16 protein-coding genes are annotated in these 23,039 nt (G+C 73.1%); 7 read left to right on the forward strand and 9 right to left on the reverse strand.

The genetic code is table 11. From position 1 onward, the window contains the following. The first annotated feature begins 60 nt into the window (after window positions 1–60). The 4 genes from EV187_RS12665 to EV187_RS12680 are packed head-to-tail and all read left to right on the forward strand — an operon-like array spanning window position 61 to window position 7,649. The gene (locus EV187_RS12665) at window positions 61–3,126 is read left to right on the forward strand and encodes a hypothetical protein (RefSeq protein WP_130353444.1); all 3,066 of its coding nucleotides are present in this window, start codon (window positions 61–63) and stop codon (window positions 3,124–3,126) included. Then, window positions 3,123–5,882, forward strand: coding sequence for an FtsX-like permease family protein (locus EV187_RS12670; RefSeq protein ID WP_130353445.1), 2,760 nt, complete (start codon window positions 3,123–3,125; stop codon window positions 5,880–5,882). Before EV187_RS12665 ends, EV187_RS12670 begins: the two co-directional genes overlap by 4 nt. A gap of 4 nt (window positions 5,883–5,886) precedes the next feature. Beyond that, on the forward strand, window positions 5,887–6,930 hold the full coding sequence (locus EV187_RS12675; protein ID WP_242609596.1) for an ABC transporter ATP-binding protein: 1,044 nt from the start codon (window positions 5,887–5,889) through the stop codon (window positions 6,928–6,930). Beyond that, a complete protein-coding gene (locus EV187_RS12680; RefSeq protein WP_130353447.1) occupies window positions 6,927–7,649 on the forward strand; it encodes an ABC transporter ATP-binding protein in 723 nt (240 codons plus the stop codon). Before EV187_RS12675 ends, EV187_RS12680 begins: the two co-directional genes overlap by 4 nt. Window positions 7,650–7,713: 64 nt before the next feature. Here EV187_RS12680 and ddaH read toward each other — a convergent pair whose 3' ends face one another. The 7 genes from ddaH to EV187_RS12715 form a co-directional block, all read right to left on the reverse strand. Further along, complete coding sequence (gene ddaH / locus EV187_RS18890; RefSeq protein ID WP_130353448.1) at window positions 7,714–8,970, reverse strand: dimethylargininase; 1,257 nt, start codon at window positions 8,968–8,970, stop codon at window positions 7,714–7,716. 30 nt (window positions 8,971–9,000) lie between these two features. Further along, entirely contained in the window at window positions 9,001–10,095 is a 1,095-nt protein-coding gene (locus EV187_RS12690) for a Glu/Leu/Phe/Val dehydrogenase family protein (RefSeq protein WP_130353449.1), read from the reverse strand. A gap of 130 nt (window positions 10,096–10,225) precedes the next feature. Then, entirely contained in the window at window positions 10,226–11,836 is a 1,611-nt protein-coding gene (gene purH, locus EV187_RS12695; RefSeq protein WP_130353450.1) for a bifunctional phosphoribosylaminoimidazolecarboxamide formyltransferase/IMP cyclohydrolase, read from the reverse strand. Next, a complete protein-coding gene (gene purN / locus EV187_RS12700) occupies window positions 11,833–12,426 on the reverse strand; it encodes a phosphoribosylglycinamide formyltransferase (protein WP_130353451.1) in 594 nt (197 codons plus the stop codon). The genes purH and purN overlap by 4 nt, the downstream gene beginning before the upstream one ends. A gap of 48 nt (window positions 12,427–12,474) precedes the next feature. Further along, window positions 12,475–13,761 carry a cell division protein PerM gene (locus EV187_RS12705; protein ID WP_130353452.1) on the reverse strand — a complete coding sequence of 429 codons (1,287 nt, stop codon included), beginning with the start codon at window positions 13,759–13,761 and terminating at the stop codon, window positions 12,475–12,477. A gap of 31 nt (window positions 13,762–13,792) precedes the next feature. Beyond that, window positions 13,793–15,304, reverse strand: coding sequence for a hypothetical protein (locus tag EV187_RS12710; RefSeq protein ID WP_130353453.1), 1,512 nt, complete (start codon window positions 15,302–15,304; stop codon window positions 13,793–13,795). A 56-nt stretch (window positions 15,305–15,360) separates the two neighbouring features. Beyond that, window positions 15,361–15,921, reverse strand: a complete 561-nt coding sequence (locus EV187_RS12715) for a hypothetical protein (protein ID WP_242609597.1) — start codon at window positions 15,919–15,921, stop codon at window positions 15,361–15,363. Between the two features lie 280 nt (window positions 15,922–16,201). Between EV187_RS12715 and EV187_RS12720 the strand changes: the two genes are divergently transcribed. After that, window positions 16,202–18,235 (forward strand): MSCRAMM family protein, encoded by a 2,034-nt coding sequence (locus EV187_RS12720; protein ID WP_130353454.1) that lies wholly within the window; start codon window positions 16,202–16,204, stop codon window positions 18,233–18,235. A 326-nt stretch (window positions 18,236–18,561) separates the two neighbouring features. Next, window positions 18,562–19,935, forward strand: a complete 1,374-nt coding sequence (locus tag EV187_RS12725) for a prealbumin-like fold domain-containing protein (protein WP_130353455.1) — start codon at window positions 18,562–18,564, stop codon at window positions 19,933–19,935. Window positions 19,936–20,021: 86 nt separating this feature from the next. Here EV187_RS12725 and sucD read toward each other — a convergent pair whose 3' ends face one another. Continuing rightward, complete coding sequence (gene sucD / locus EV187_RS12730) at window positions 20,022–20,930, reverse strand: succinate--CoA ligase subunit alpha (RefSeq protein ID WP_130353456.1); 909 nt, start codon at window positions 20,928–20,930, stop codon at window positions 20,022–20,024. A 24-nt stretch (window positions 20,931–20,954) separates the two neighbouring features. Beyond that, window positions 20,955–22,121 carry an ADP-forming succinate--CoA ligase subunit beta gene (gene sucC / locus EV187_RS12735; protein ID WP_130353457.1) on the reverse strand — a complete coding sequence of 389 codons (1,167 nt, stop codon included), beginning with the start codon at window positions 22,119–22,121 and terminating at the stop codon, window positions 20,955–20,957. A 197-nt stretch (window positions 22,122–22,318) separates the two neighbouring features. On the opposite strand from sucC, the gene EV187_RS12740 reads away from it, so the two are divergent. Beyond that, window positions 22,319–23,038, forward strand: coding sequence for a VIT1/CCC1 transporter family protein (locus tag EV187_RS12740; protein WP_130353458.1), 720 nt, complete (start codon window positions 22,319–22,321; stop codon window positions 23,036–23,038). The last annotated feature ends 1 nt before the right edge of the window (window position 23,039 follow it).

Consider the following 23,039-nt stretch of genomic DNA (forward strand, 5'->3'; position numbering starts at 1 on the left):
GGGCGGAGCCCTGCACCATCCCGCTCGCGCGCGCCCGGACCGACGTCACGAGGAGATCGCGTGGGAGCGACACGGATCGCGTTCGCGCGCGCCGCCGCGCGCGCGGGAGTGCTGGGCTCGATCGCCGCCGTCGTGTTCCTCCTCGCCGGGCTCGGCACCGCGGTGGTCGACTCGCTCGCGGGCTCGTCCACGTCGGGCCTGCGCGACGGGCTCGCGGCCGCCACCGGAACCGACGGCGCCGTCCGTTGGCAGATCCGCGTGGCGCGGGATCCCGAGGCGCAGGCGGATGCCGCGGCATCCGTGCTCGACCGGATGCTCGTGCCGCACGGCGTGGCGTGGAGCCGGTCGGTGGAGACCGCCCCCGTCGACGCCCGGCACGGCGACGACCCGTTGGCCGCCGTGCTGCTCGCCGACGACGGCGTACCCGGGCGTTCCGAGCTCGTCAGCGGGTCGTGGCCGGGCGACGCCGATGCGCTCGTCGCGGCCGCCGCGGACGACGCAATGCCGGCGACGTTGCACGCGGGGGCCGCCACCGCGCTCGGGCTCGCTCCCGGCGACGTCGTGGAACTCGCCGACGGAGATGGGCCCCGGCGACTCGTCGTGGTCGGCACGTGGCGGCCGCTCGATCCGAACGAGCCGGCGTGGTTCGGCGAGCCCATCGTCGCCTCCGGCGCGATCGAGGGGGGAGTCGGCCCGTTCGTCGTCGGCGACGAGGCGCTCGTCGACCTTCCCGCCGCCACCGTGGTGCGGTGGACCGCCCTCGTCGATCCTCCGGCCATGACCGCCTCCGTCGCGACGCAGCTCCGTGCGGCCCTGCCGAACGTCGAGCCCGCCCTTCGCGCCGAGGAGGCGATCGGCACCGACGGACTCGGCGCCTCGGGCGGCCTGGCGTCCACGCTCGATCGCCTCCTCGCCGGCCTCGGCGCGGTGCGCGCGATCACGCCGCTGCCCGTGCTGCTGCTCGCGTTCTCGGGGTTCGCCGCGCTCGATCGGCTCGCCGCACTCCTCGGCGCCTCGCGGCGCGGCGAGACCGTGCTGCTGCGCGCCCGCGGGGCCTCGCCATGGCGACTTGCCGGCGACGCCGCGATCGAGGTCGTCGTCGTCGGCATCCCGGCGGCCGCGGCGGGCGCCGTCGCCGCAACGGGACTGCTCGCGCTCGTCCGCCCCGGGGAGGAGCGCTCCTGGCCGGTCGCCCTGCTCGCGGCATCCGTCGCCCTCGCCGGCGCCCTGCTGCTCACGGCCGGCCGCACGTGGCGCGACGCGACCCGCCCCGTCGTGCGCGGCGCCGGCGATGAGGTGGGCCGGATGCCGCGCGCCGCGCTCGCGGGCGGCGTGGTGGTCGTCGCGGTGGCGGCCGCGGTCTCGCTGTGGCAGTTCCGGCTCTACGGATCGCCGCTGGTGACCGGTGCGTCGGGCGCGCTCGAGGTCGACGTCGTGGCGGTGCTCGCCCCAGTGCTCCTCCTGCTCGCGCTCAGCCTCGCCGCGCTGGGGCTTACGCGTCCGATCGGGGGCCTGCTCGAACGTGCGGCCGGGCGCCGCCCCGGGCTGGTCCCCGCGCTGCCGATGCGCCAGCTGGCCCGCCGCGCCGGGCTGTACTCGTCGGCCTCGTTCGTGGCCATGCTCGGCGTGTCCGGGCTCACGCTCACCGCGGTGTTCGCGGGCAGCTGGCAGGCCCTCGACGCCGAGGCGGCCGCGATCCGCACCGGAGGCGAGGTGCGCGTGGCGTACGCCGGGCGCGACCTCGTGCGCGGCGAGGACCCCGACGCGCTGGTCGACCCGTTCGCGGCGGTCGACGACGTCTCCGCGAGCGTGCCCGTGGTCCGCGGTGAGGCGCGCATCGGGTCGGACCCGACGACCATCGTGGCCGTGCCGGCCGCGGAGCTGGCCGGGGTCGCGCCGGGCGTGGGAGCCGCCGCCGATGCGACCGCGCTCGCGGCGCTCGCGGCTGCGGGCGAGTCGATCGCCCCGGCCCTTCCGCCGGGGGCGGAGGCGGTGACCGCCGCCGTGCGCATCGAGGCACCAGCCGGCACGCCGGGCACCGTGGCGGTGTCGGCGTGGGTGCTCGGAGCGGGTGGCGCAGCCAGCCGGCTGGCCGCGGGCGACGTCGACGTGGCGAGCGGCGGCGGCATCACCCGCGCCGTACTGCCCGACGCGCCGGGGCTCCGCCTCCTCGGATTCGAGGCGGCCCTCGCCGGCTCCCAGGGCGCGGCGCCCGTGACGGTCGAGATCGGCGATGTCGGCGTCGATGGCGCAGGAGACGCGGGCGCCGAGCCGGGCGGGCTCGCCGTGACCGGCACGGCCGAGCTCTCGGCGACCTCGCCGAGCGGGCGCATCCGCACGTCGGGAAGCCCGGCAGAGCCGGTCCCCGTGCTCCTCGGCGCCGAGCTCGCCGCGCGGATCCGGGCGCATCCGGGCGACCCGCTCGCCTTCCGGCTGCTCACCGGCGGGGCCGACGTCGATGCCGTGGTGGCGGGCGTCGTGCCCGCCGTGCCCGGGGTCGGCGACGCGGGCATCCTCGCCGACCTCGGCACGCTCTCCGGCGCCGCGTTCGACGCCGATGCCGGCGTGCCCGCGACCACCGAGGCGTGGCTCGCCTCTCCCGAACCCGAGCGGGTGGCGGCCGCCCTCGAACGCGACCGCACCACCGCGCTCGCCACGTCCACCCGCGACGACGCGTCGTCGGCGCCCCTGATCGGCCCTGCCGTGGCCGCGCTCTGGGCGGGTGCGGCCGGGGCGCTGCTGTTCGCCCTCATCGCCGTGGTCGCGCTCGTCGCCGCGCTCGCGCGCACGCGGTTCGGCGAGGTGGTCGTGCTGCGCGCGCTCGGCACGCCGGCGCGACTCCAGGCGCGGGCGCGCTTCGCCGAACTGGCCGCGGCGCTCTCGGCCGCGGCGGTCATCGGCATCCTGATCGGCGCCGTCACCGCGTTCGCCACCGCCCGTGAGCTCGCGCGCGCGTCGGTCGCGGGGACTCCCGGCGCATTGCCCGTCGCCGCCCACGTCGCGTGGCTGCCCTGGGCGGCCGGGCTGGTGGCGTTCCTCGTCCTCTCGGCGACGGTCGGCGCGGTCGCCGCGGCATCCGTTCGGCGTGAGGCCTCGCGGCCCGGCCTGCGCGAGGAGGAGCGATGACGGCCCGTTCGCACCTGTCGACGCCCGGCCTGCTGCGCCGGCAGTTCCTCGCGGGGCCGGGCGCGTCCATCGCCCTCGCCGCGCTCGTGCTGGTCGGCGCGTTCCTCGCGACGTCGGTGCCACGAGCCGTCGCCGCACTGCACACCGCCGCCCTCGCCGACCAGCTGGCGACGGTGCCCGCGAACGAGCTCGACCTCACCACGGAGACCCGCGCGCACCCCGACGACGGCGCCTCCACCGCGGGCACCACCCTCGCCGATGACGTCGACGCCGTGTGGGGGCGCCAGGAGGAAGTGCTCACCGGCATCCGCGACGCGCTGCCCGAACCGCTGCGCGGGGTCACCGGCGCACCGCACTCGGCGCTCGTGATGGGCCCCGTGCGCGCCGTCGTGCCCGGCGCCGCTCCGAGCTCCCCCGTCTACCGGGTGCTGCCGGGGTTCGACCCGCGCCTGCGCGAGCACGTCGAGCTGACGTCGGGCGACTGGCCCGCCCCGGTCGACGGCGCACTCGACGCCGACATCCCGGTCGACCTCGTGCTCTCCGACGCGGTCGCCGAGCGCATGGCGTGGGAGCTCGGCGAGGTGCGCTTCATCGACATCGGGAACGTCGAGCAGCCCCTTCGCCTCGCCGGCACGGTCGCGGCGATCGATGTCGCCGACGGGGTCTGGACCCACGTGCCCAGCGCGCTCGAGCCGTCGGTGATCGACAACGGGCTCGCCCCGCCCGAGTTCACCGCCACGGCCTTCGTCGACCCGGCCGCATGGACCGCGTTCTCCGCCGTCAACCTGCCGGTGACCATGCAGGCCTGGTTCCCCGTGCTCGCCGAGCGGATCACCGCCGACGAGACGCCCGTGCTCCGAGCGCAGCTCGGCGAGTTCTCGAGCGACGTGCACGCGCTCGGCTCGGGCGAGTGGGTCGGGTTCGTGTCCACCGTCGGCCAGGTCGGCTTCCTCAGCGGGCTCGGCGAGGAGCTCGGCGAGGCCGCCGCCGCCGCCGCGGCCGCCGACGCCGTGCTCGCGACGATCGCCTCCGGGCCGATCGGCGTCATGGTCGCCGTGCTCGTGCTCGGCGCGCGCGTCGTGTTCGAGCGACGGCGGCTGGGCCTCGAGCTCGCCGCCGCACGAGGCGCGTCGGTCGGCCAGCTCCGCGGCATCCTCGGGCTCGAGGGGCTCGCGATCGGCGTGCCGGCGGCGGTCGTCGGCGGCCTACTGGGCACGCTCGTCGTCGCGGCCGACGCCGGTGCGGGCGGTTGGCTCCTCACCACGGCGTTCGCGCTGACTCCCGCCGCCCTCATGGTCGCCTCCGCACCCGCCCTCAGCCCGCTCCGGCGCGCCCGCGCGGACCTGGGCGGCGCGGGTCGCTGGCGATTCCGCTGGATCGCCGAGCTGATCGTCGTGCTGCTCGCCGCCGCGGCGGTCGTGCTGCTGCTGCGCCGCGGGCTCGCCACCTCGGTGGCGCAGACGGGCGTCGATCCGCTGCTGGCGGCCGTGCCGCTGCTGCTCTCGCTCGTCGCGTGCATCGTCGTGCTCCGGCTGTACCCGCTCCCCCTCGCCAGACTCGTCCGCACCACGGCCGCGCGACCGGGACTCGTGCCGTTCCTCGGGTCGGCGCGGGCGCTGCGCGACCCCGGCGCGGGCCTCGTGCCGGTGCTGGCGGTGGTGGTCGGCATCTCGGTCGCCGTGTTCTCCTCGGTGCTGCTCGGCACGGTGCGCGCGGGCGTCGACCGGGCCGCCGCGGAGCAGGTGGGGGCGGATGCCTCGATCTCGGGCATGCCGCTCACGCTCGCCCAACTCGACGAATTCCGTGCGGTGCCCGGGGTCGAGGCCATCGCCCCCGTCTACTCGACGCGCGCCGCCCAGCTCTCGATCGACGGGCGCGCGCGCTCCACGACGCTCATCGTGGTCGACGTCGCCGAGATGCGAGCCGTGCAGGCAGGCCGGCCGGATGCCACCCCGCTGCCCGAGTCGCTGGCGGGCGGCCGGGGCGACGGCGCGGGCGACGGCGGCGTGCCCGTGCTGCTCTCCGGGATCGTCGACGACCTGGTCGCCGACGCCGACGACGTCGGGCTCGAGGGCGAGCCGTTCCAGGTGCAGGGCGTCGTCGAGGGCGCCACGGCGTACTCGCCGCGAGCGAACTGGGTGCTCATGGACCGGTCGAACGCCGAGCCCTTCACCGACACGCTCGTGCCGCGCACCGTGCTCGTGCGATTCGAGCCCGGGGCGGACGGCGCGGCGATCACGGCAGCGCTCGCCCCGATCGCCGGGGAGGGCACGACCGTCGTGACGCCGATCGATCTCGCCGACGAGCTCGCCGGCCGCCCGACCGCGCAGGGCCTCGTCACCGCGCTGATCGCCGCGATCGTGCTGGCCAGCCTGCTCACCGCACTCGCGATCGTGCTCACGCTCGTCGTCGGCCGCCCGGCGCGCGATCGGCTGCTGCCCCTGCTCTCCACGCTCGGCCTCGGGCGCCGGGGCGAGCAGGCTCTGGTCGCCTGGGAGGTCGGCCCGGTCGCGGTGGTCGCCGTGCTGGTCGGGGCGGTGCTCGGCGCGGTGCTTCCGTTCGTCGTGCTGCAGGGGATCGACCTGCGGGCGTTCACGGGCGGCGACGCCCAGCCGGCCGTCGCGTACGACCCGTGGCTGGTCACGGCCGTGCTGGTCGGGTCGGTGCTGGTGACCGCGGTCGCCGTGGCCGCGGCATCGCGCATCGGCAGCCGCGTGGATGCGGCGCGCGCGATGCGCACGGAGGAGGAAGGATGATCACGTGGCCGACACGCTGACCGAACCGCACATCCTGTGCGCCGACCTCGTGCGGATCTTCACCGCCGACGGCGTCGAGGTGCAGGCCCTGCAGGGGCTCGACCTGCGCGTCGAACCGGGCGAGATGGTGGCGGTCGTCGGCGCGTCGGGGTCCGGCAAGTCGACCTTGCTCACGATCCTCTCGGGGCTCGACACCGCCACAGCCGGTGTCGCACGCGTGGCGGGGCACGACCTGCTCACCATGGGGTCGCGCGAGCGCGTCGCGTACCAGCGACGTACGGTCGGGTTCGTCTGGCAGCAGACCTCGCGCAACCTCCTCCCCTACCTGACGGCCGGCGAGAACCTCGCCGTGGCCATGAACGTCGCCCGCACGCATCGTGGGGCGGACCGGGCCCGGCGCGTCGACGAGCTGCTCGAGCTCACGGGCGTCGGCGAGGCGCGCGACCGGCGTCCCGCCGAGCTGTCGGGCGGCCAGCAGCAACGTGTCGCGATCGCCGTCGCCCTCGCGAACGCCCCACTCGTGCTCCTCGCCGACGAGCCCACCGGCGAGCTCGACGAGGAGACGTCGGCCGCGGTGCTCGAGGCGATGCGCGGCGTGAACGAGGAGCTCGGCGTGACCACGCTCATCGTCACGCACGACGCGACGGTCTCGGGCCACGTGCGCCGCACGGTGCAGATCCGCGACGGCCGCACCTCCACCGAGGTGCTCCGCTCCACGCGCGTCGACGAGCACGGTGCCGAGGAGCACGTGGCCGAGGAGTTCGCGGTGCTCGACCGGGTCGGCCGGCTCCAGCTGCCGCACGAGTTCGTGCAGAACCTGCAGCTGCGCGACCGCGTGCGGCTCGCCCTCGAGCCCGACCACGTGGGCGTGTGGCCCGGGCACGACGGGGCGGATGCCGCGCCCCCGACGTCGCCGTCACGACGCGGTCGCCACACGGCCCAGGTCGACGGCGGCACCGCCGAGCGCACCCCCGCGTCATCCGACGACACCGCGTCCGGGGCGGCCCACGGCGGCAACGCCGCCCCCGGCACCGAGGAGGAACGATGACCACGCTCCGCGCCCAGTCCGTGAGCCGTGTCTTCGAGACGCGTGGCGTGGCGGTGCACGCCGTGCGGGAGGTGTCGCTCGAGGTGCGGCCGGGCGAGCTGCTCGTCGTGACCGGGCCGTCGGGCGCGGGCAAGACGACGCTCCTCAACCTGCTCGGCGGCCTCGACCGCCCCACCTCGGGGCGCGTGCTCCTCGGCGACGACGAGCTCTCGGCGCTCGGCGAGGACGACCTGGCGGTCGTGCGGCGCGATCGGCTCGGCTACGTGTTCCAGTCGTTCGGGCTCATCCCGGTGCTGTCCGCCGCCGAGAACGTCGAGGTGCCGCTGCGCCTCCAGCGGATGCCGCCGGCCGAACGGGACGCGCGCGTCGCCGAGTCGCTCGAGCTCGTCGGCCTCGGCGCCCACGCCGCCCAGCGGCCCTACGAGCTCTCGGGCGGCCAGCAGCAGCGCGTCGGGATCGCTCGCGCGCTGGCCGCGCGCCCGCAGCTGCTCCTCGCCGACGAGCCGACCGGCCAGCTCGACAGCGGCACCGCGGCGACGGTGATGGACCTGATCGGCGAGCTCGTGCACGCGCGCGGGGTCGCCGCGGTGGTCACGACGCACGACGCCTCGCTCGTGCGGCGCGCCGACCGCGTCGTGGAACTCCACGACGGCGTCGGGTCCGCGCGGCGCGGCAACGACGCGCGTCCCGACGAACGGCGGCAGCAGGAGCGCTCGTGACGCATCGGGTCACGACGCGTGTGCGGTAGCCCACCATCGCGAACTCGACGCGACGAGGCGCACGCTACCGAACGCGCACCGACATGCCGGTGACGCGGCCCTCGAGCTTCTCGAACTCGCCGATGTCGACCGTGACGACGCGGTAGCCGAGCTCGGCGAGCATGGCGGCGGTCTTCGGTGCCGCCGACGACATCAGCAGCGACTCGGGCGACAGCTCGACGACCGCGACCCCCTCGGGCTCGGGCACCGGCAGGAACCGCGGGAAGAGGCTCGGCACGTCGACGAGTGACGGGTCGCCGATGATCGTGCCGTCGGGCAGGGCCGTCATCGTGCTCTTGAGGTGCAGCGCCCGCGTGACCGGCACCGCGACGACCGAGTAGCCGTGCGGCGTCAGCTGCGCGCGCAGCTGCCGGACGCCCTCGGCGTTCGTTCGAGCCGACGCGCCGACGTACACGGTGGAGTCGACCTTCAGCACGTCGCTGCCGTCGAGCGTGCCAGGCAGCTCGATGCGGGAGACGGTGAGGCCGGGGATCGCGCGCACCGTGCGCTCGACCGCGTCGATCTCGGGTCGTCGCGACTCGGCGCCGGGACTCGTGATCACCGCGAGGTCGCCGAAGAGCACGACCGTGTCCTCCACGAACACCGAGTCGGCGAGCTCCGGCGCGGCGTCGACCTCGAGCGTCTCCCACCCCTCGGCGACGAGGGCCGCGCAGTAGTTGTCCCACTGCTCGTCGGCGAGCGCCTTGTCGACGGGCACGCGCTCCAGGTGGGTGAGCTGGCCCTCATCGAGGTTCGACGCCGGGATGCGCACGAGTGCCATGCGCCGCGGCGGGTGGCGGGGGGCATAGGACATGATGCCGCGGTACACCTTGGGCGCGAGGAACACCTCGCCCGCGATGACGGCGAGGATGAAGACGAGATTCAGGCTCGCGAGCGAGCCGATCACGAACAGGAAGAGCGCGAGCGGGAACCCGCCGTTCGCCGCGCCCGCGGTGACGGTGGTGGCGATGAGCGCCGCGAGGCACGCCGACGTGAATCCGGTGATGAGCGCCAGGAACCAGGTGCGGGTCGCGCCGAGGCCGTTCGCGATCGCCAGCAGCAACCAGACCAGCAGCGCGGCCAGCGCGAAGTGCGGCACGAGCTGGGGGAACACCTGCGGCGACTGGCCGTTGCCGATGAAGAAGGCGAACACGGCGACGAGCATCGCGATGGCCGCCACGACCCCCGCCGACGCCAGCACCGCCAACGCCCGCCGCCCGGGCGTCGGCGCCGGCCGGAACCGGGCAGGGGCGGGCGGGGGCGTGGCGGCGGGGGACGTCATGGCACGAGCCTAGCGGCCGGTGCCGGCCCCTCAGCGCGCGGCGTCGAGGCGCGTGCGGGCGAGGCGCTCGGCGGCCGCGAGGGTCGTCGTGCCGTGCTCGTCGGCCGAGCGCAGCACGGATGCCACGGTGTCGCCGATGCTCGCGATGCGGGCGTCGAGGGCCGCCTGGTCGGCGTCGGGAGCGCTCGCCACGTCGAGGTAGATCACGCCGCCCGCGTTGACCACGAAGTCGGGCGCCCACACGATCCGGCGCTCGGTGAGACGGCCGGCGACCTCGCGGGAGGCGAGCTGGTTGTTGGCGGCGCCGACGACGGCGCGCACGCGCAGCGCGTCGACGACCTCGCGGGTGAGCACGCCGCCGAGCCCGCACGGCACGAACACGTCGGCCTCGACGAGGTGGGCCTCGTTCGGCTCCACCCAGGCGGCGCCGAGCTCGTCGGCGAGCGCACGCTTGGACTCCGCGACATCCGTCACCGTGAGCCGAGCGCCCGCCGCGGCGAGGCTCCGGGCGAGCCGGCCGCCCACCTGGCCGAGCCCGGCGACGACGAAGTGGCGACCCGCGACGTCGGCCGAGCCGAAGACGTGGTCGAGCGTGGCGAGGATCGAGGCGTGCACGCCCGCCGCCGTGGCATCCGCGGGCTCGCCCACGCCGCCCTGGTCGGCGGGGAGGCCGCACACGTGCTCGGTGCGCTCGTGCACGACGGCCATGAGCTCGGCGCTCGTGCCGACATCCTCCGCGGTCATGTAGGCGCCGCCGAGCGACTCGACGGCGTCGCCGAGGTCGAGCATGGCGTCGTGGGTCTCCCGCTCGTCGAGCGTGACGCCCGACGGGATGCAGACGACGGACTTGCCGCCCCCCCGGGCGAGGCCGGCAGCGGCGTTCTTCATGGTCATCGCCTGCGAGAGGCGGAGGGCGTCGGCGAGGGCGTCGGTCCAGTGCCCGTAGCGCCAGAGGCGGGCGCCGCCGAGGGCCTGGCCCAGCCGCGTCGAGTGGACGGCGACGATGATGGTGAGTCCGGACCGGGCGCCTCGGGTGATGAGCACGCGCTCGTGCTCGGGGGCCTCGGTGGGAAGTGCTGCGCTGACCTCGGCTGCGCGGGTGGCCGGGGCGTGGGTGATCGTCATCGATCGTTCTCCTTGTTCATCCGCTTCGTGGGCGGAACGGCGGTGGGCGCCTTCTGAGCGCCGCTCACCTAAGCCTACCGCCGCGGCGGACCTGCCGCGTGCCGCTCGGCGCTCGGCGGACGACTCGCGCTCAGTGGAAGAAGTGCCGCTCGCCCGTGAAGTACATCGTCACGCCGGCCGCGCGGGCGGCCTCGACGACCTCCTCGTCGCGCACCGACCCGCCCGGCTGCACGACCGCACGCACGCCGCCGTCGATGAGGATCTGCAGCCCGTCGGCGAAGGGGAAGAAGGCGTCGGATGCCGCGACCGAGCCCGCGGCCCGCTCCCCCGCCCGCTCGACGGCCAGCCGGCACGAGTCGACGCGGTTGACCTGTCCCATGCCGACGCCGACGGAGGCGCCGCCCGAGGCGAGCAGGATCGCGTTCGACTTCACGGCACGGCAGGCCCGCCAAGCGAACTCGAGGTCGGCGAGGGTCGCCTCGTCGGCGGGTTCGCCCGCCGCCAAGGTCCACTCGGATGCCGCGGCGAAGCGCCGGTCGGCCTGCTGCAGGAGCAGCCCGCCCGAGACCTGGCGGAGCTCGACGGCCGTGGGCGCGAAACCCTCGGGAAGCGTCAGCAGGCGGAGGTTCTTCTTCTTCGCGAGCACCTCGAGCGCCTCGGCCTCGAAGGCGGGCGCGATGAGCACCTCGGTGAAGATGCCCGAGACGGTCTCGGCCATCGCGAGCGTGACCGTGCGGTTCGCGGCGATGACACCGCCGAACGCCGACACGGGGTCGCACTCGTGCGCGCGCCGGTGGGCGTCGGCGATGGGGTCGGATGCCCCGGGCGAGGCGATCGCGATGCCGCACGGGTTCGCGTGCTTGATGATCGCGACCGCGGGCTCGTCGAAGTCGAAGGCGGCCCGCACCGCGGCATCCGCGTCGACGTAGTTGTTGTACGACATCTCCTTGCCGTGCAGTTGCACCGCCTGCGCGATGCCGGGTCGACCACCCGCGGAGCCGTACAGCGCAGCGCGCTGGTGGGAGTTCTCGCCGTATCGAAGGTCGGCGTCCTTCGTCCACGTGCCGCCGACCCACGCCGGGAAGGGCGACTCCTCGACGGGCTGGTCCTGCGCGACGACGCTGCCGAGCCAGGACGCGACTGCGACGTCGTACGAGGCGGTGTGGCGGAACGCCTCACGGGCGAGCGCCTTGCGCTGCGCGAGCGTGGTGCCACCGGCGGCGATCGCGGCGATGACCTCGTCGTAGCGGTCGGGCGAGACGACGATGGCGACGTTCGCGTGGTTCTTCGCGGCGGCGCGCACCATTGCCGGCCCGCCGATGTCGATCTGCTCGACGGCGTCGAACTCGGATGCCCCGGCCGCGACCGTCGCGGCGAACGGGTAGAGGTTCACCACGACGAGCTGGAAGGGCTCGATGTCGAGGTCGCCCAGCTCGCGCTCGTGGTGCTCGAGCCGGAGGTCGGCGAGGAGGCCGGCGTGGACCGCCGGGTGCAGGGTCTTCACGCGGCCGTCGAGCATCTCGCGGGCGCCCGTGACGCTCGCGACATCCGTCACCGGCAAGCCCGCGTCGCGGATGGCCTGCGCGGTCGAGCCGGTGGAGACGATCTCGGCCCCGGCGGCGGCGAGCGCCGCCGCGAGCTCGACGATGCGCGACTTGTCGCTGACCGAGAGGAGCGCGCGGCGCACCGGGACGAGGTCGCGATCGCGGTAGAGGCTCGGGTCGTGCGTGGGGCCGCTCATGATCGGCTGAGCTCCTTCAGGTCGAGGTGCGAGTTGGCGATGTCGAGCACGGCCTGGATGAGCAGGCGGCGCTCCACCGGCTTGATGCGGTCGTGGAGGGTCGACTCGGTGTCGTCGGGCAGCACCGGCACGCGCTCCTGCGCGATGATCGGACCGCCGTCGACCGAGTTGTCGACGACGATGAGGCTGGCCCCGGTCTGTTCGACGCCGGCTGCGAGTGCGTCGCGCACGCCGTGGGCGCCGGGAAACTCGGGCAGGTAGGCCGGGTGGGTGTTGATGAGGTGCGGCGAGAAGGCGTCGACGACGGCCGGCGGCACGAGCCGCATGAGGCCCGAGAGGATGACGAGGTCGGGCTCCCACTGCCGCACCTGCTCGATCAGCGCCGCACCCCAGGCATCGCGATCGGGATACGCCGTGAAGGGCACGGTGAAGGTGGGGATGCCGAACTCCTCGCCCAACAGGAGGCCGTCGGCCTCGCGGTCGGCTCCGATCGCGACGACGCGCGCGGGGAACTCGGCGTCTTCGGAGGCCTCGAGGAGGGCGCGGAGGTTGGAGCCAGTGCCCGAGATGAGCACGACGAGCTTCTGCACCCCTCGAGCCTACCCGCTGCGCCGATCCGCACCGCGCGGCGGCAGGGGTCAGCGGTCGACGGCGCCGGCCATCGCGGCGTCCGCCGGCTCGGATGCACCGGGGTCGCCGCTGCCACGCGGGCGGAGGCGCGCGGCGTACCCGCCGACGAGTGCGCCGATCCCCACGGTGGCCGCCGCGATGCCGGCGACGGCGAGCGGCGCGGGCCCGACGTCGGCGAGGCGCCCCGGTCCGGCCGCGCCGCCCGACCACCAGGCCAGCAGCCCCAGTACGACCGCCGCGGCGACCGCCGAACCCGCCGCCACGGCGAGCGGGGCCCACCAGCCGGCGGTGCGCGGGAGGTCGCGATCGGCGGCGTCGCCGGCCGACACGACCCATGCGCCGACGAATCCGAGCAGCACGGGCACCACGAGCCACAGCGCACCGAGCGCCGGGGCGTCGGTGGGCAGCGCCCCGAGCAGCGGGATGCCGGGCACCGGCCCGAGCAGCGTGCCGCCGGTCGAGACGAGACTGCCGGTGCCGATCGCGAAGCCCGGCCCGAGCAGCCACGCTGCCGCCCAGATCACGAGGTTCGGCAGCAGCGCGAGCTCGCCGAGGGTCAGGGCGATGCCGCCGTCGACGCCCGCGCCGAGCGCCTGGTACAGGGCGGCGATGGTCGCGTAGTCGAGGGCGATGAGCACCGCCACCAGCACCGCGGCGATGGCCAGCACGCCGAAGGCGGCTCCGGCGCCGATGCGCACCGCGACACGGGCGCCCGCCACGAGGCCGGATGGGAGCGCGGCGAGCGCGCGACGCACGACGCCGGTCGCGGCATCCGTCGCCGGATCGGTGCGCAGCACCTGGCCGACCGCACCCAGCACCACGCCGAGGGCCACGATGCCGGCCGGGATCAGCGCCGCCTGCAGCGGGTCGGCCCGCGCGGCATCCACGCCGGCGGTGAGCGCGAGCCCGGCGCCGGCGAGCGCGAACACGACGATCGCGGCGATGCCGCCGCTGAACGAGTGGCCGCCCGCGGTCGAGCGGCGGCCGATGCGGCGGCCGAACGCGACGGTGATGAGCGCGAAGCCGAGGAGCGCGATCGTGATCGGGAAGGAGTCGCCCGCGCCCGGCAGCGCGATCCGCCCCGAGGTGACGGGGTCGAGCTGCACCACGAGGTCGACGCCGTGGCCGAGCAGCCAGACGTCGGCCGCGGCGCGGAAGAACACCGCCGCGTCGACGGCGAGTCCGAAGTGCACCGCCCACAGCAGCATCAGCGGCACGAGCGCGAGGCCGAGGCCGATGAGCGCCGCGACGGATGCCTCGAGGGCGGCCAGCAGGGCGATCGTCGTGCGTCTCATTCCTCCGGGAGCCTATCCCGGAGGGCGTCGCTCAGTCGGCGCGACGTGCAGGATCGGGCGTACTCGATGGCTCGGTCGGCGACGCGTCGACCGGGCCGCCGCCCACCGCGATGCCGACGAGCGGCTCGGTCCCGCCGTCGGCACCTGCCGTCGCCGCCGTGTCCACGGCGTCGGCCTCCGGCGTGTCGGATGCCGCGGCCGCCGCGACCTCGTCGGCGGGGCGTCGCAGCAGCTCGACGATCACCACGGCGATGAGGGCCACGACGACCGTCCAGATGACGGCGCCCACCGTGACCGGCCGGTTGAAGAGCACCACGGCGGCCGCGATGAGGGCGATGGCGATGTAGACGGCGCCGCGCCAGCGGTCGAGGCCGATGCCGAACGAACCGGTCGTCACACCGTGTCGAGCGGCCGCCCTGCGGACGCTCGCGAACCCGGCGCCCGCGAATTCCCTGGCCGCTCGCGCCGGACGCCACGGGCCGGAGAACCAGGCGATCACGGCGACGAGTGTCGAGAGCACGAGGAACGCGACGATCGTCGAGAGCATGAGCTCGACGAGGCCGTCGAAGAGCACCGACGCCGTGTCGGATGGCATGATCGACGGGCTCACGGTGCCGATGAAGAACGTGCGGCCGATGCCGAGCCCGGCGGCGAGGATCAGCATGGTCACGGCGAGTCCGGCCGCCGTCCAGACGAGCGCCACGGTGCGGCGCTTCGCGACGAACACGCCCGCCGCCAACAGCGCGAGGCAGACCCAGGGGAGCCAGGTGCCCACGGCCACCGCGAGCGCGTAGACGGTCTGGACGAGCACGAACGCGTCGTTCTGGGCGATGACGATGGTGCGCTCGACCACGGGGATGTTCGCGGCGAAGCCGACCCCCTGCTGCTCGAGTCGGTCCTTCACTGCTTCGATGATGGGGCCGAGCTGCACCGAGACGGTACCGTCGCCGCCGATCGCGAGCGCGGCGTTCGGATCTCCCTGCACCGCGGCCACGAAGGCCTGGTGACTGCGGGTGAGTGCCGCGCGCCAGATGTCGGCGAAGGCCGGCGACTCGACGAGCCGGTCGACGACGCCCGAGACGAGCGACTGGAGGCCCTGGGTGGCGGGCGCCTCGAGCAGCCCGAGCGCCTGCTCGGCGCGCGGGGGCAGATCGAGCTGCTTGATGCCGTCGAAGAGGTCGGACGTCAGGGTCGGGATGTCGACCTGCTCCTCGATCGCCGCGGTGACCTGGTCGCCGATGTACGACTGCACCGCCGGCTCCTCGGCGAGCGGCGCGAACGTCGCCACGAACTGGTCGGTGTCGACGAGCTGGAGCCGGGCCCACGCCGAGATCACCGCCACGGGTGCGAGCAGCAGCGCGACGACGACGAGCACGACGGCCGCCACGGTGCGGCCACGGCGTCGGCGCTCGCGCGGGGGCGGGCTCGCGGCATCCGTGCGATCGACCGGCTTCGCCGTGACCGCCTCGGACCGCAATGCCGCGTTCTCCGCTTCGAGCTGCGCGATCCTCGCTTCGAGTTGCGACGTCCCTGCATCAGACATAGTCGGCCCCCTTCAGCTCGAAACCTAGCGCGACGAGGGCTTCGGGCGCATCACCTTCAATGGATGAAAGCCTTCATCGCGATCATGGCGATGCCGAACGACGCGGTGCCGAGCGCGCCGGCCACACGGATCGGCCAGCGCGAACCACGTCGGGAGAAGGCGATCCATCCGAGCACCGCGAGCACGACGACGCCCACCCAGAGGGCCGTCCAGATGGCGTAGGCGTCGGGGATCGCGCGGGTGGCGCCGAGGAGCAGGATGAACGACGGGATGAGCGCCGACGCGAGGAGCCCGAGCGATCGACGGAACGAGATGCGGAACGCCTCCCGCAGGCCGATCATGCGGTCGTCGTCGAGTCCGTGCCGGGCCACCGTGCCCGCGTAGACGTGCGCCGCCCAGAACACGATCACCGTGATGAGCACGGTCCAGAACACGGTCCACGAGGATTCCCCGTGACCGCCGGCGACCACGATCATGCCGGAAACGAGGATCACGCCGTACACCGACTCCTCGGTGGCGAAGGTCGTGCGCATGAACGGGTGCGCGAGGATGCCGGGACTGCGCGACGTGGCGCTCTCCCGCACGGCGTCGGCGGCATCCGGATGCGACTCGACCATGCACTCACCCTCTCACGATCGAGGCCTCGTGACCCCTGTTTTGGGAGGTGAGCATGGCTCGATTTTTGGTGCACCTCAATACGCCCCGGGTGTACGCTCGGCGCGAACGTGAACTTCCCCTCGGGGACGATGCAGCCGGACGTCGATTACCCGCGACACCGGCCTCACGACAAGGCGTCTGCGCGTGCCCGCGCGCCGGCACACCGCCATGCACCGCCCACCGAGGGGATGCGTTCGGCTCACCCGAACCGAGCGAACTGCAACACCCCCGGAGGCGACGATGCCTTTCCTCAACCGTCCACGTGCCGACCTCGCCGACTGTCCGCCGCCTGAGCGACGACGAAGCCGGATCGTCGCGATCGCCGCAGCCGGAGCCCTCGTGCTCACCGGCGTCATCGCCGCAGGGCCCGCCCAGGCGAGCCATCCCGAGGTGAGTCTGCCCAACAGCAACTTCGAGATCGAGCCCGACGCGAACCTCAAGCTCGACGACGCGGCCCCGTCGATCGACTGGGCGAGCGTCGCCGAGACCCGGAAGGCCGACGCGGCCAGCGGAACCGGCGACGACTCATTCGGCCAGGGCTCGAAGGAGGACACCCCGGTGCCCAGCGTCGTCTCCGGCAGCATCCCGCCGAACAAGAGCGACTTGAAGAACTTCGGCACGTACTTCGAGGACAAGGCGACGGGCGACGACTTCCTGCACATGTTCTGGCACCGCGTGCAGGACCCGACCGGAACCACGAACATGGACTTCGAGTTCAACCAGTCGCGGACCTTGTCGAGCAACGGCGTGACTCCGGTGCGATCGACAGGCGACCTGCTGATCCAGTACGACCTGGCCAACGGCGGAACCGTTCCCGAACTGTTCCTCTCGCGATGGGTCACCACTGGCGCCGGCAGCCTGTGCGAGGCCGCCAACGCCACGCCGTGCTGGGGTGACCGAGTCAACCTGAGTGCCGCGGGCATCGCGACCGGGTCGATCAACCTGACCGCTATCCCGAATGGCGAGTCGGATGGGCTCGGGCCCATCTCGGCGCGGACATTCGGCGAGGCGTCGGTCAACTTCACGCAGCTCACGGGCGGCGGCTGCACGCCGTTCGGCAGTGCCTACCTGAAGAGCCGCTCGTCCGACTCGTTCACCGCCGCGATGAAGGACTTCATCGCCCCGGCGGCGATCGATCTGAACACCTGCGCGACGGTCATCATCCGGAAGCAGACGAACCCTGACGAGGCGGCGAACACGAGCCTGTTCGACTTCTCCAAGTCGTTCGCGACGCAACCCGCGAGTGTCGACACGTTCTCGCTCGCGGATGACGGCGTGAAGTCGTACACCGGCACCGTTCCCTTCGGCGCCGGCTACACGGTCTCCGAGAACCTGTTGACGATGCCGACCGGCTATGAGTTCGACAACGTCAATTGCAGTGCCAGCACCGGCGTGACCCCGGTCATCAACGGCGAGACGGTGACGTTCGCGATCGACGCCTCGAGCGACGTGCTCGACTGCACATACACGAACGCGGCGAAGGGCACAATCATCGTCGAGAAGGAGACAAGCGACGGATTCGGGACGTTCGCCTTCACGTCGGCCACGCTGCCTGACACCGCGTTCGACCTCACGACGACCGCTCCGGGAGCCGCGGGCAAGGACTCGGAGAGCTTCTCCGACCTCACCCCCGGCACATACGACGTCGCCGAGACGGTTCCCGCCAACTGGAACCTGACGAGTGCCACGTGTGACGACGGGTCGGATCCGGCCTCGATCGACCTCTCGGCCGGTGAGACGGTGACGTGCAAGTTCGTCAACGCCCGCGAGCGCGGCGCGATCCTCATCACGAAGACCGCCAAGCACGCGGACGACCCGGACAACGAGATCCCGCACGCCGGAGTCACGTTCACGGTGACCGGCAACGGCATTCCCGCCGGCACCACCGCCGTGACGGACGCGAACGGCCAGGCCTGCGTCGGCGGCCTGCTCGTGAGCGACCTGCCCGGCATCGGCGCCTACACGGTCACCGAGACGGTGCCCGCCGGGTACCACGTGATCTCGACCAACCCGCAGACCGCGTGGGTGAGCGAGAGCGAGGCGGACTGCGATCCGATCACTCCGGGAGCGTCGCTGGCATTCGAGAACATGCCGCTGACGAACCTCACGGTGTCGGTCGACTCGCAGATCGTGGGCGGAACCTCGTCGACGATCGACTGCGTGCCCGGCCTGCCCGACCCGGACTTCACCACTCCGGCCTCGGGTGACGGGTCGCTCACGTTGAGCGACCTCGAGCCGCAGCTGGTGGTGTGCTCCATCCTCATCGACCCGTGACGGGGAGGCGTCGCACCTGAATTGGATCCCGACTGAAGGGGAGGGTCCCGCCGGCATCGCCGGCGGGACCCTCTTCCGTCGGCACCCCCCGTTTGGGGTAATGAGCAATCCTCAGAAACGACTACCCGCCGGGCGGGCGCGGGTGTACCGTTCAGGCAGCGTGAGAGACTCCTCTCGAGCCCGATGGGGTCGTGCCGCCGAGTACCCCGGCGCACGACCGTACGAACACGACGATCGCGCCCTACAGCTCCGCAATTCGCCACCTCGCCCGCAGAGGACTCATCCGATTCGCCCGAACCGGATGACCTGCGATACAGGAGGCGATCATGCCCCTCACGAACAACCCGACCCTCGACACCGGAACGCCACCGCGCCGGCGCTGGAGGCACCTCGCCGCGGCCGCCGGAATCGGCGCGCTCACGATCACCGCGCTTGTGGCCGCCCCCGCCGCGGCCTCCCACCCCGAGGTGAGCCTGCCCGGCAGCAACTTCGAGATCGACACCGACGCGAACCTGAAGGTCGATGACCCCGCGCCGTCGATCGACTGGGCGAGCGTCAACGAGGTCCGCAAGGCCGACGCGCCGACCGGGTCCGGCGACGACTCGTTCGGCCAGGGCTCCAAGGAGGACACCCCCGTCCCGACGGTCGTCGACGGCAGCATCCCGCCCAACAAGAGCGACCTGCTGAACTTCGGCCTGTACCTCGAGGAAGCGGCGGCCGGTGACTTCCTGCACCTCTTCTGGCACCGCGTCCAGGAGCCGAGCGGCACGACGAACATGGACTTCGAGTTCAACAAGTCCGAGGTGGTGTCCGCGAACGGCGTCACGCCCGTGCGCACCGCCGGCGACCTGCTCATCCAGTACGACCTGGCACAGGGCGGCACGAACCCGCAGCTCTTCCTGTCGGTGTGGGTGACATCCGGCGCAAGCAGCCAGTGCGAGGCGTCCAACTCGGTTCCCTGTTGGGGCGACCGGGTCAACCTCACCGCCGGCGGCAACGCGACCGGCTCGATCAACACGTCCGCCATCCCGGCGGCCGAGTCCGACGGACTGGGACCCATCTCCCCGCGGACCTTCGGTGAGGCCACCGTGGACTTCGATGTCCTCGGCGGGACCGGCTGCGTGGCGTTCGGCAGCGCGTACCTGAAGAGCCGGTCCTCCGACTCGTTCACCGCCGCGCTGAAGGACTTCATCGCTCCGACCGCGACCGGCCTCAACAACTGCGGGGCCCTGAAGATCGTCAAGACGAAGAAGCACGCGGCCTCGGTGCCGAGCACCCAGCCGCACGCGGGCGTCGTCTTCGGCATCACGGGCGGCAGCCTTCCCGCTGGCACGACGGCCACCACCGACGCCAACGGCGTGGCCTGCCTCGCCGGGATCGAGTCCGGCAGCTACACCGTGACCGAGACGGTTCCGACGGGCTACGCGGTCACCTCCGCCAACCCGCAGACCGCCACCGTGGTCGAGGACACGACCTGTGAGACCGCCACGCCCGTGACGTTCACCAACATGCCGTTGACGAACATCACCGTGTCGGTCGACTCGCAGATCCCGGGAGGCACCGCCTCCACGATCGACTGCGACGCGGCCGCCGACCCGCCGTTCGACGCGACGACCGACCCCGTCACCGGGGACGGCTCGTTCTCGCTGAACGACAAGGTGCCGGGCACCTACGTGTGCACCGTCGTCGTCGACCCGTGATCGAGAGGAGACATCCGACCGATCGCATCTGACACGGAAGGCCCCGCCGGCATCGCCGACGGGGCCTTCCCGATGGTGCGAAACGCCTAGGCGCCGAGCGCGGCGACCACCTCGCGCAGCAGGGATGCCGTCTCGGACGGCGTCTTGCCGACCTTGACGCCCGCGGCCTCGAGGGCCTCCTTCTTCGCCTGGGCGGTGCCGGCCGAGCCGGACACGATCGCGCCGGCGTGGCCCATGGTCTTGCCCTCGGGCGCCGTGAACCCCGCGACGTAGCCGACCACCGGCTTCGTCACGTTGTCCTTGATGAAGTCGGCCGCGCGCTCCTCGGCGTCGCCGCCGATCTCGCCGATCATCACGATCGCCTTGGTCTCGGGGTCGGCCTCGAACGCGGCGAGCGCGTCGATGTGCGTCGTGCCGATGATCGGGTCGCCGCCGATGCCGATCGCCGTCGAGAAGCCGAGGTCGCGCAGCTCGTACATCATCTGGTAGGTGAGCGTGCCCGACTTGGAGACGAGGCCGATCGGGCCCTTGCCGGTGATGTTCGCCGGGGTGATGCCGACGAGCGACTCACCGGGGCTGATGATGCCGGGGCAGTTCGGGCCGATGATGCGGGTCTTGCCGCCCTGCTCCTTGGCGTAGGCCCAGAACTCGGCGGAGTCCTGCACGGGCACGCCCTCGGTGATGATCACGAGGAGGGGGATCTCCGCGTCGATGGCCTCGATCACGGCGTCCTTGGTGAACGCCGGCGGCACGAAGGCGATGGAGACATCCGCACCGGTCTGCTCGATCGCCTCGGCGACCGAGGCGAACACGGGCAGCTCGACGGCGTTCCCGTCCTGGTCGGTGTGCAGCACCGTGGTGCCCGCCTTGCGGGCGTTCACGCCACCGACCACCTGGCTGCCGGCCGCGAGCATGCGCGCCGTGTGCTTGGAGCCCTCGCCGCCGGTGATGCCCTGGACGATGACCTTGGAGTCCTTGTTCAGGAAGATCGTCATTGCTCTCGAATCCTTCTCTGCGCGCTACGCGGCGTTCGCCAGCTCGGCGGCCTTGTCGGCGCCCTGGTCCATGTTCTCGGCGAGGGTGACGAGCGGGTGCGCCGCCTCCTCGAGGATGCGGCGGCCCTCCACGACGTTGTTGCCGTCGAGTCGCACGACGAGGGGCTTGTTCGCGGTGGAGCCCAGCTCGGCGAGCGCGCCGACGATGCCCTTCGCGACCTGGTCGCACGCGGTGATGCCGCCGAAGACGTTGACGAACACGCTCTTCACCTGCGGGTCACCGAGGATGATGCCGAGGCCGTTGGCCATGACCTCCGCCGAGGCGCCTCCGCCGATGTCGAGGAAGTTGGCGGGCTTCACGCCGCCGTGGTTCTCGCCGGCATAGGCGACGACGTCGAGCGTCGACATGACGAGGCCCGCGCCGTTGCCGATGATGCCGACCTCGCCGTCGAGCTTCACGTAGTTGAGGTCGAGGGCCTTCGCCTGCGCCTCGAGCGGGTCGGCTGCGGCCTTGTCCTCGAGGAGGGCGTGGCCGGCGTGGCGGAACTCGGCGTTCTCGTCGAGCGTGACCTTGCCGTCGAGCGCGACGATGTTGCCGTCCTCGTCGAGGATGAGCGGGTTGACCTCGACGAGCGTCGCGTCCTCGCTCTTGTAGACGTCGTAGAGCTTCACGAACACGTCGGCGACCTTGTCGACCAGGTCGGCCGGGAAGTTCGCGGCGACCGCGATCTCGCGCGCGGTGGTGGGGGTGATGCCCGTGATCGGGTCGACCTCGACGCGTGCGAGCGCCTCGGGCTTCTCGACGGCGAGCTGCTCGATCTCCATGCCGCCCTCGACGCTCGTGAGCGAGAGGTACGAGCGGTTCGCGCGGTCGAGGAGCACGGAGAAGTAGAACTCCTGCGCGATGCGTGCGCCGCCCGCGACCATGACCCGCTTGACGACGTGGCCCTTGATGTCGAGCCCGAGGATGGCCTTCGCCGCCTCCTCCGCCTCGTCGGGGGTCTTCGCGACCTTGACGCCGCCCGCCTTGCCGCGGCCGCCCGTCTTCACCTGGGCCTTGACCACGACGACGCCGCCGAGCTCCTCGGCTGCGGCGCGAACCGCCTCTGGGGTGTCGGCGACGATGCCCGGGAGCACCGGGACCCCGTACTTCTCGAACAGGTCTCTGGCCTGGTACTCGTAAAGATCCACGCTCTACTTCCAATCGGTCCGCACGCGCGACGGCGCACAGGGGCTGGTGGGTGCGGCCCGGCCTGTCCTTATCGAACGCTGACTCTCTCGATGTCGAGATACGCGGACCGACCACCATGGTACTCCCCCTCATCCGAGGGTCCGAACCGGGCGGATGCCGCTGGCCGCCGCACCGGCCGCGGTGGAAGACTGGCGCCATGAGCGACCGAGCGGAGCCCATCCACCGCGCCGACCCGCACGATTCGGCGGTGCACTCGAAGCTCAACTGGCTGCGCGCCGGCGTGCTCGGCGCCAACGACGGCATCGTCTCGGTCGCCGCGCTCGTCGTCGGCGTGGCCGCGGCGACGACGGATGTCGCGGCCATCCTCATCGCGGGCGTCGCGGCCGTGCTCGCGGGCGCGATCTCGATGGGACTCGGCGAGTACGTGTCGGTGTCGAGCCAACGCGACACCGAGCGCGCCCTCATCGCCAAGGAACGGTGGGAGCTCGAGGCGATGCCGCAGCAGGAGCTCGCCGAGCTCACGGAGCTGTATCGCGCCAAGGGCCTCTCCGCCGCGACGGCGGACACCGTCGCCCGGGAGCTCACCGCCCACGACGCCCTCGCCGCGCACCTCGAGGTGGAACTGCACATCGACGAGGACGACGTGGTGAACCCGTGGCATGCGGCGGGAGCATCCGCCCTGGCGTTCCTCGTGGGCGCCGTGCTCCCGATGCTGGCCATCCTGCTCCCGCCGCCCGAATGGCGGATCCCCGCGACGTTCGTCGCCGTCGTGATCGCGCTCGCGATCACCGGCTGGCTGAGCGCGTGGATCGGCGGCAGCCCCAGGCTCCGGGCCGTGCTGCGCGTCACGATCGGCGGCGCCCTCGCGCTCGCCGTGACGTGGGCGATCGGCGCGCTGCTCGGGGTGGCCGTCTAGC

It is taken from the genome of Agromyces ramosus (assembly GCF_004216665.1).
GTDB lineage: Bacteria > Actinomycetota > Actinomycetes > Actinomycetales > Microbacteriaceae > Agromyces > Agromyces ramosus.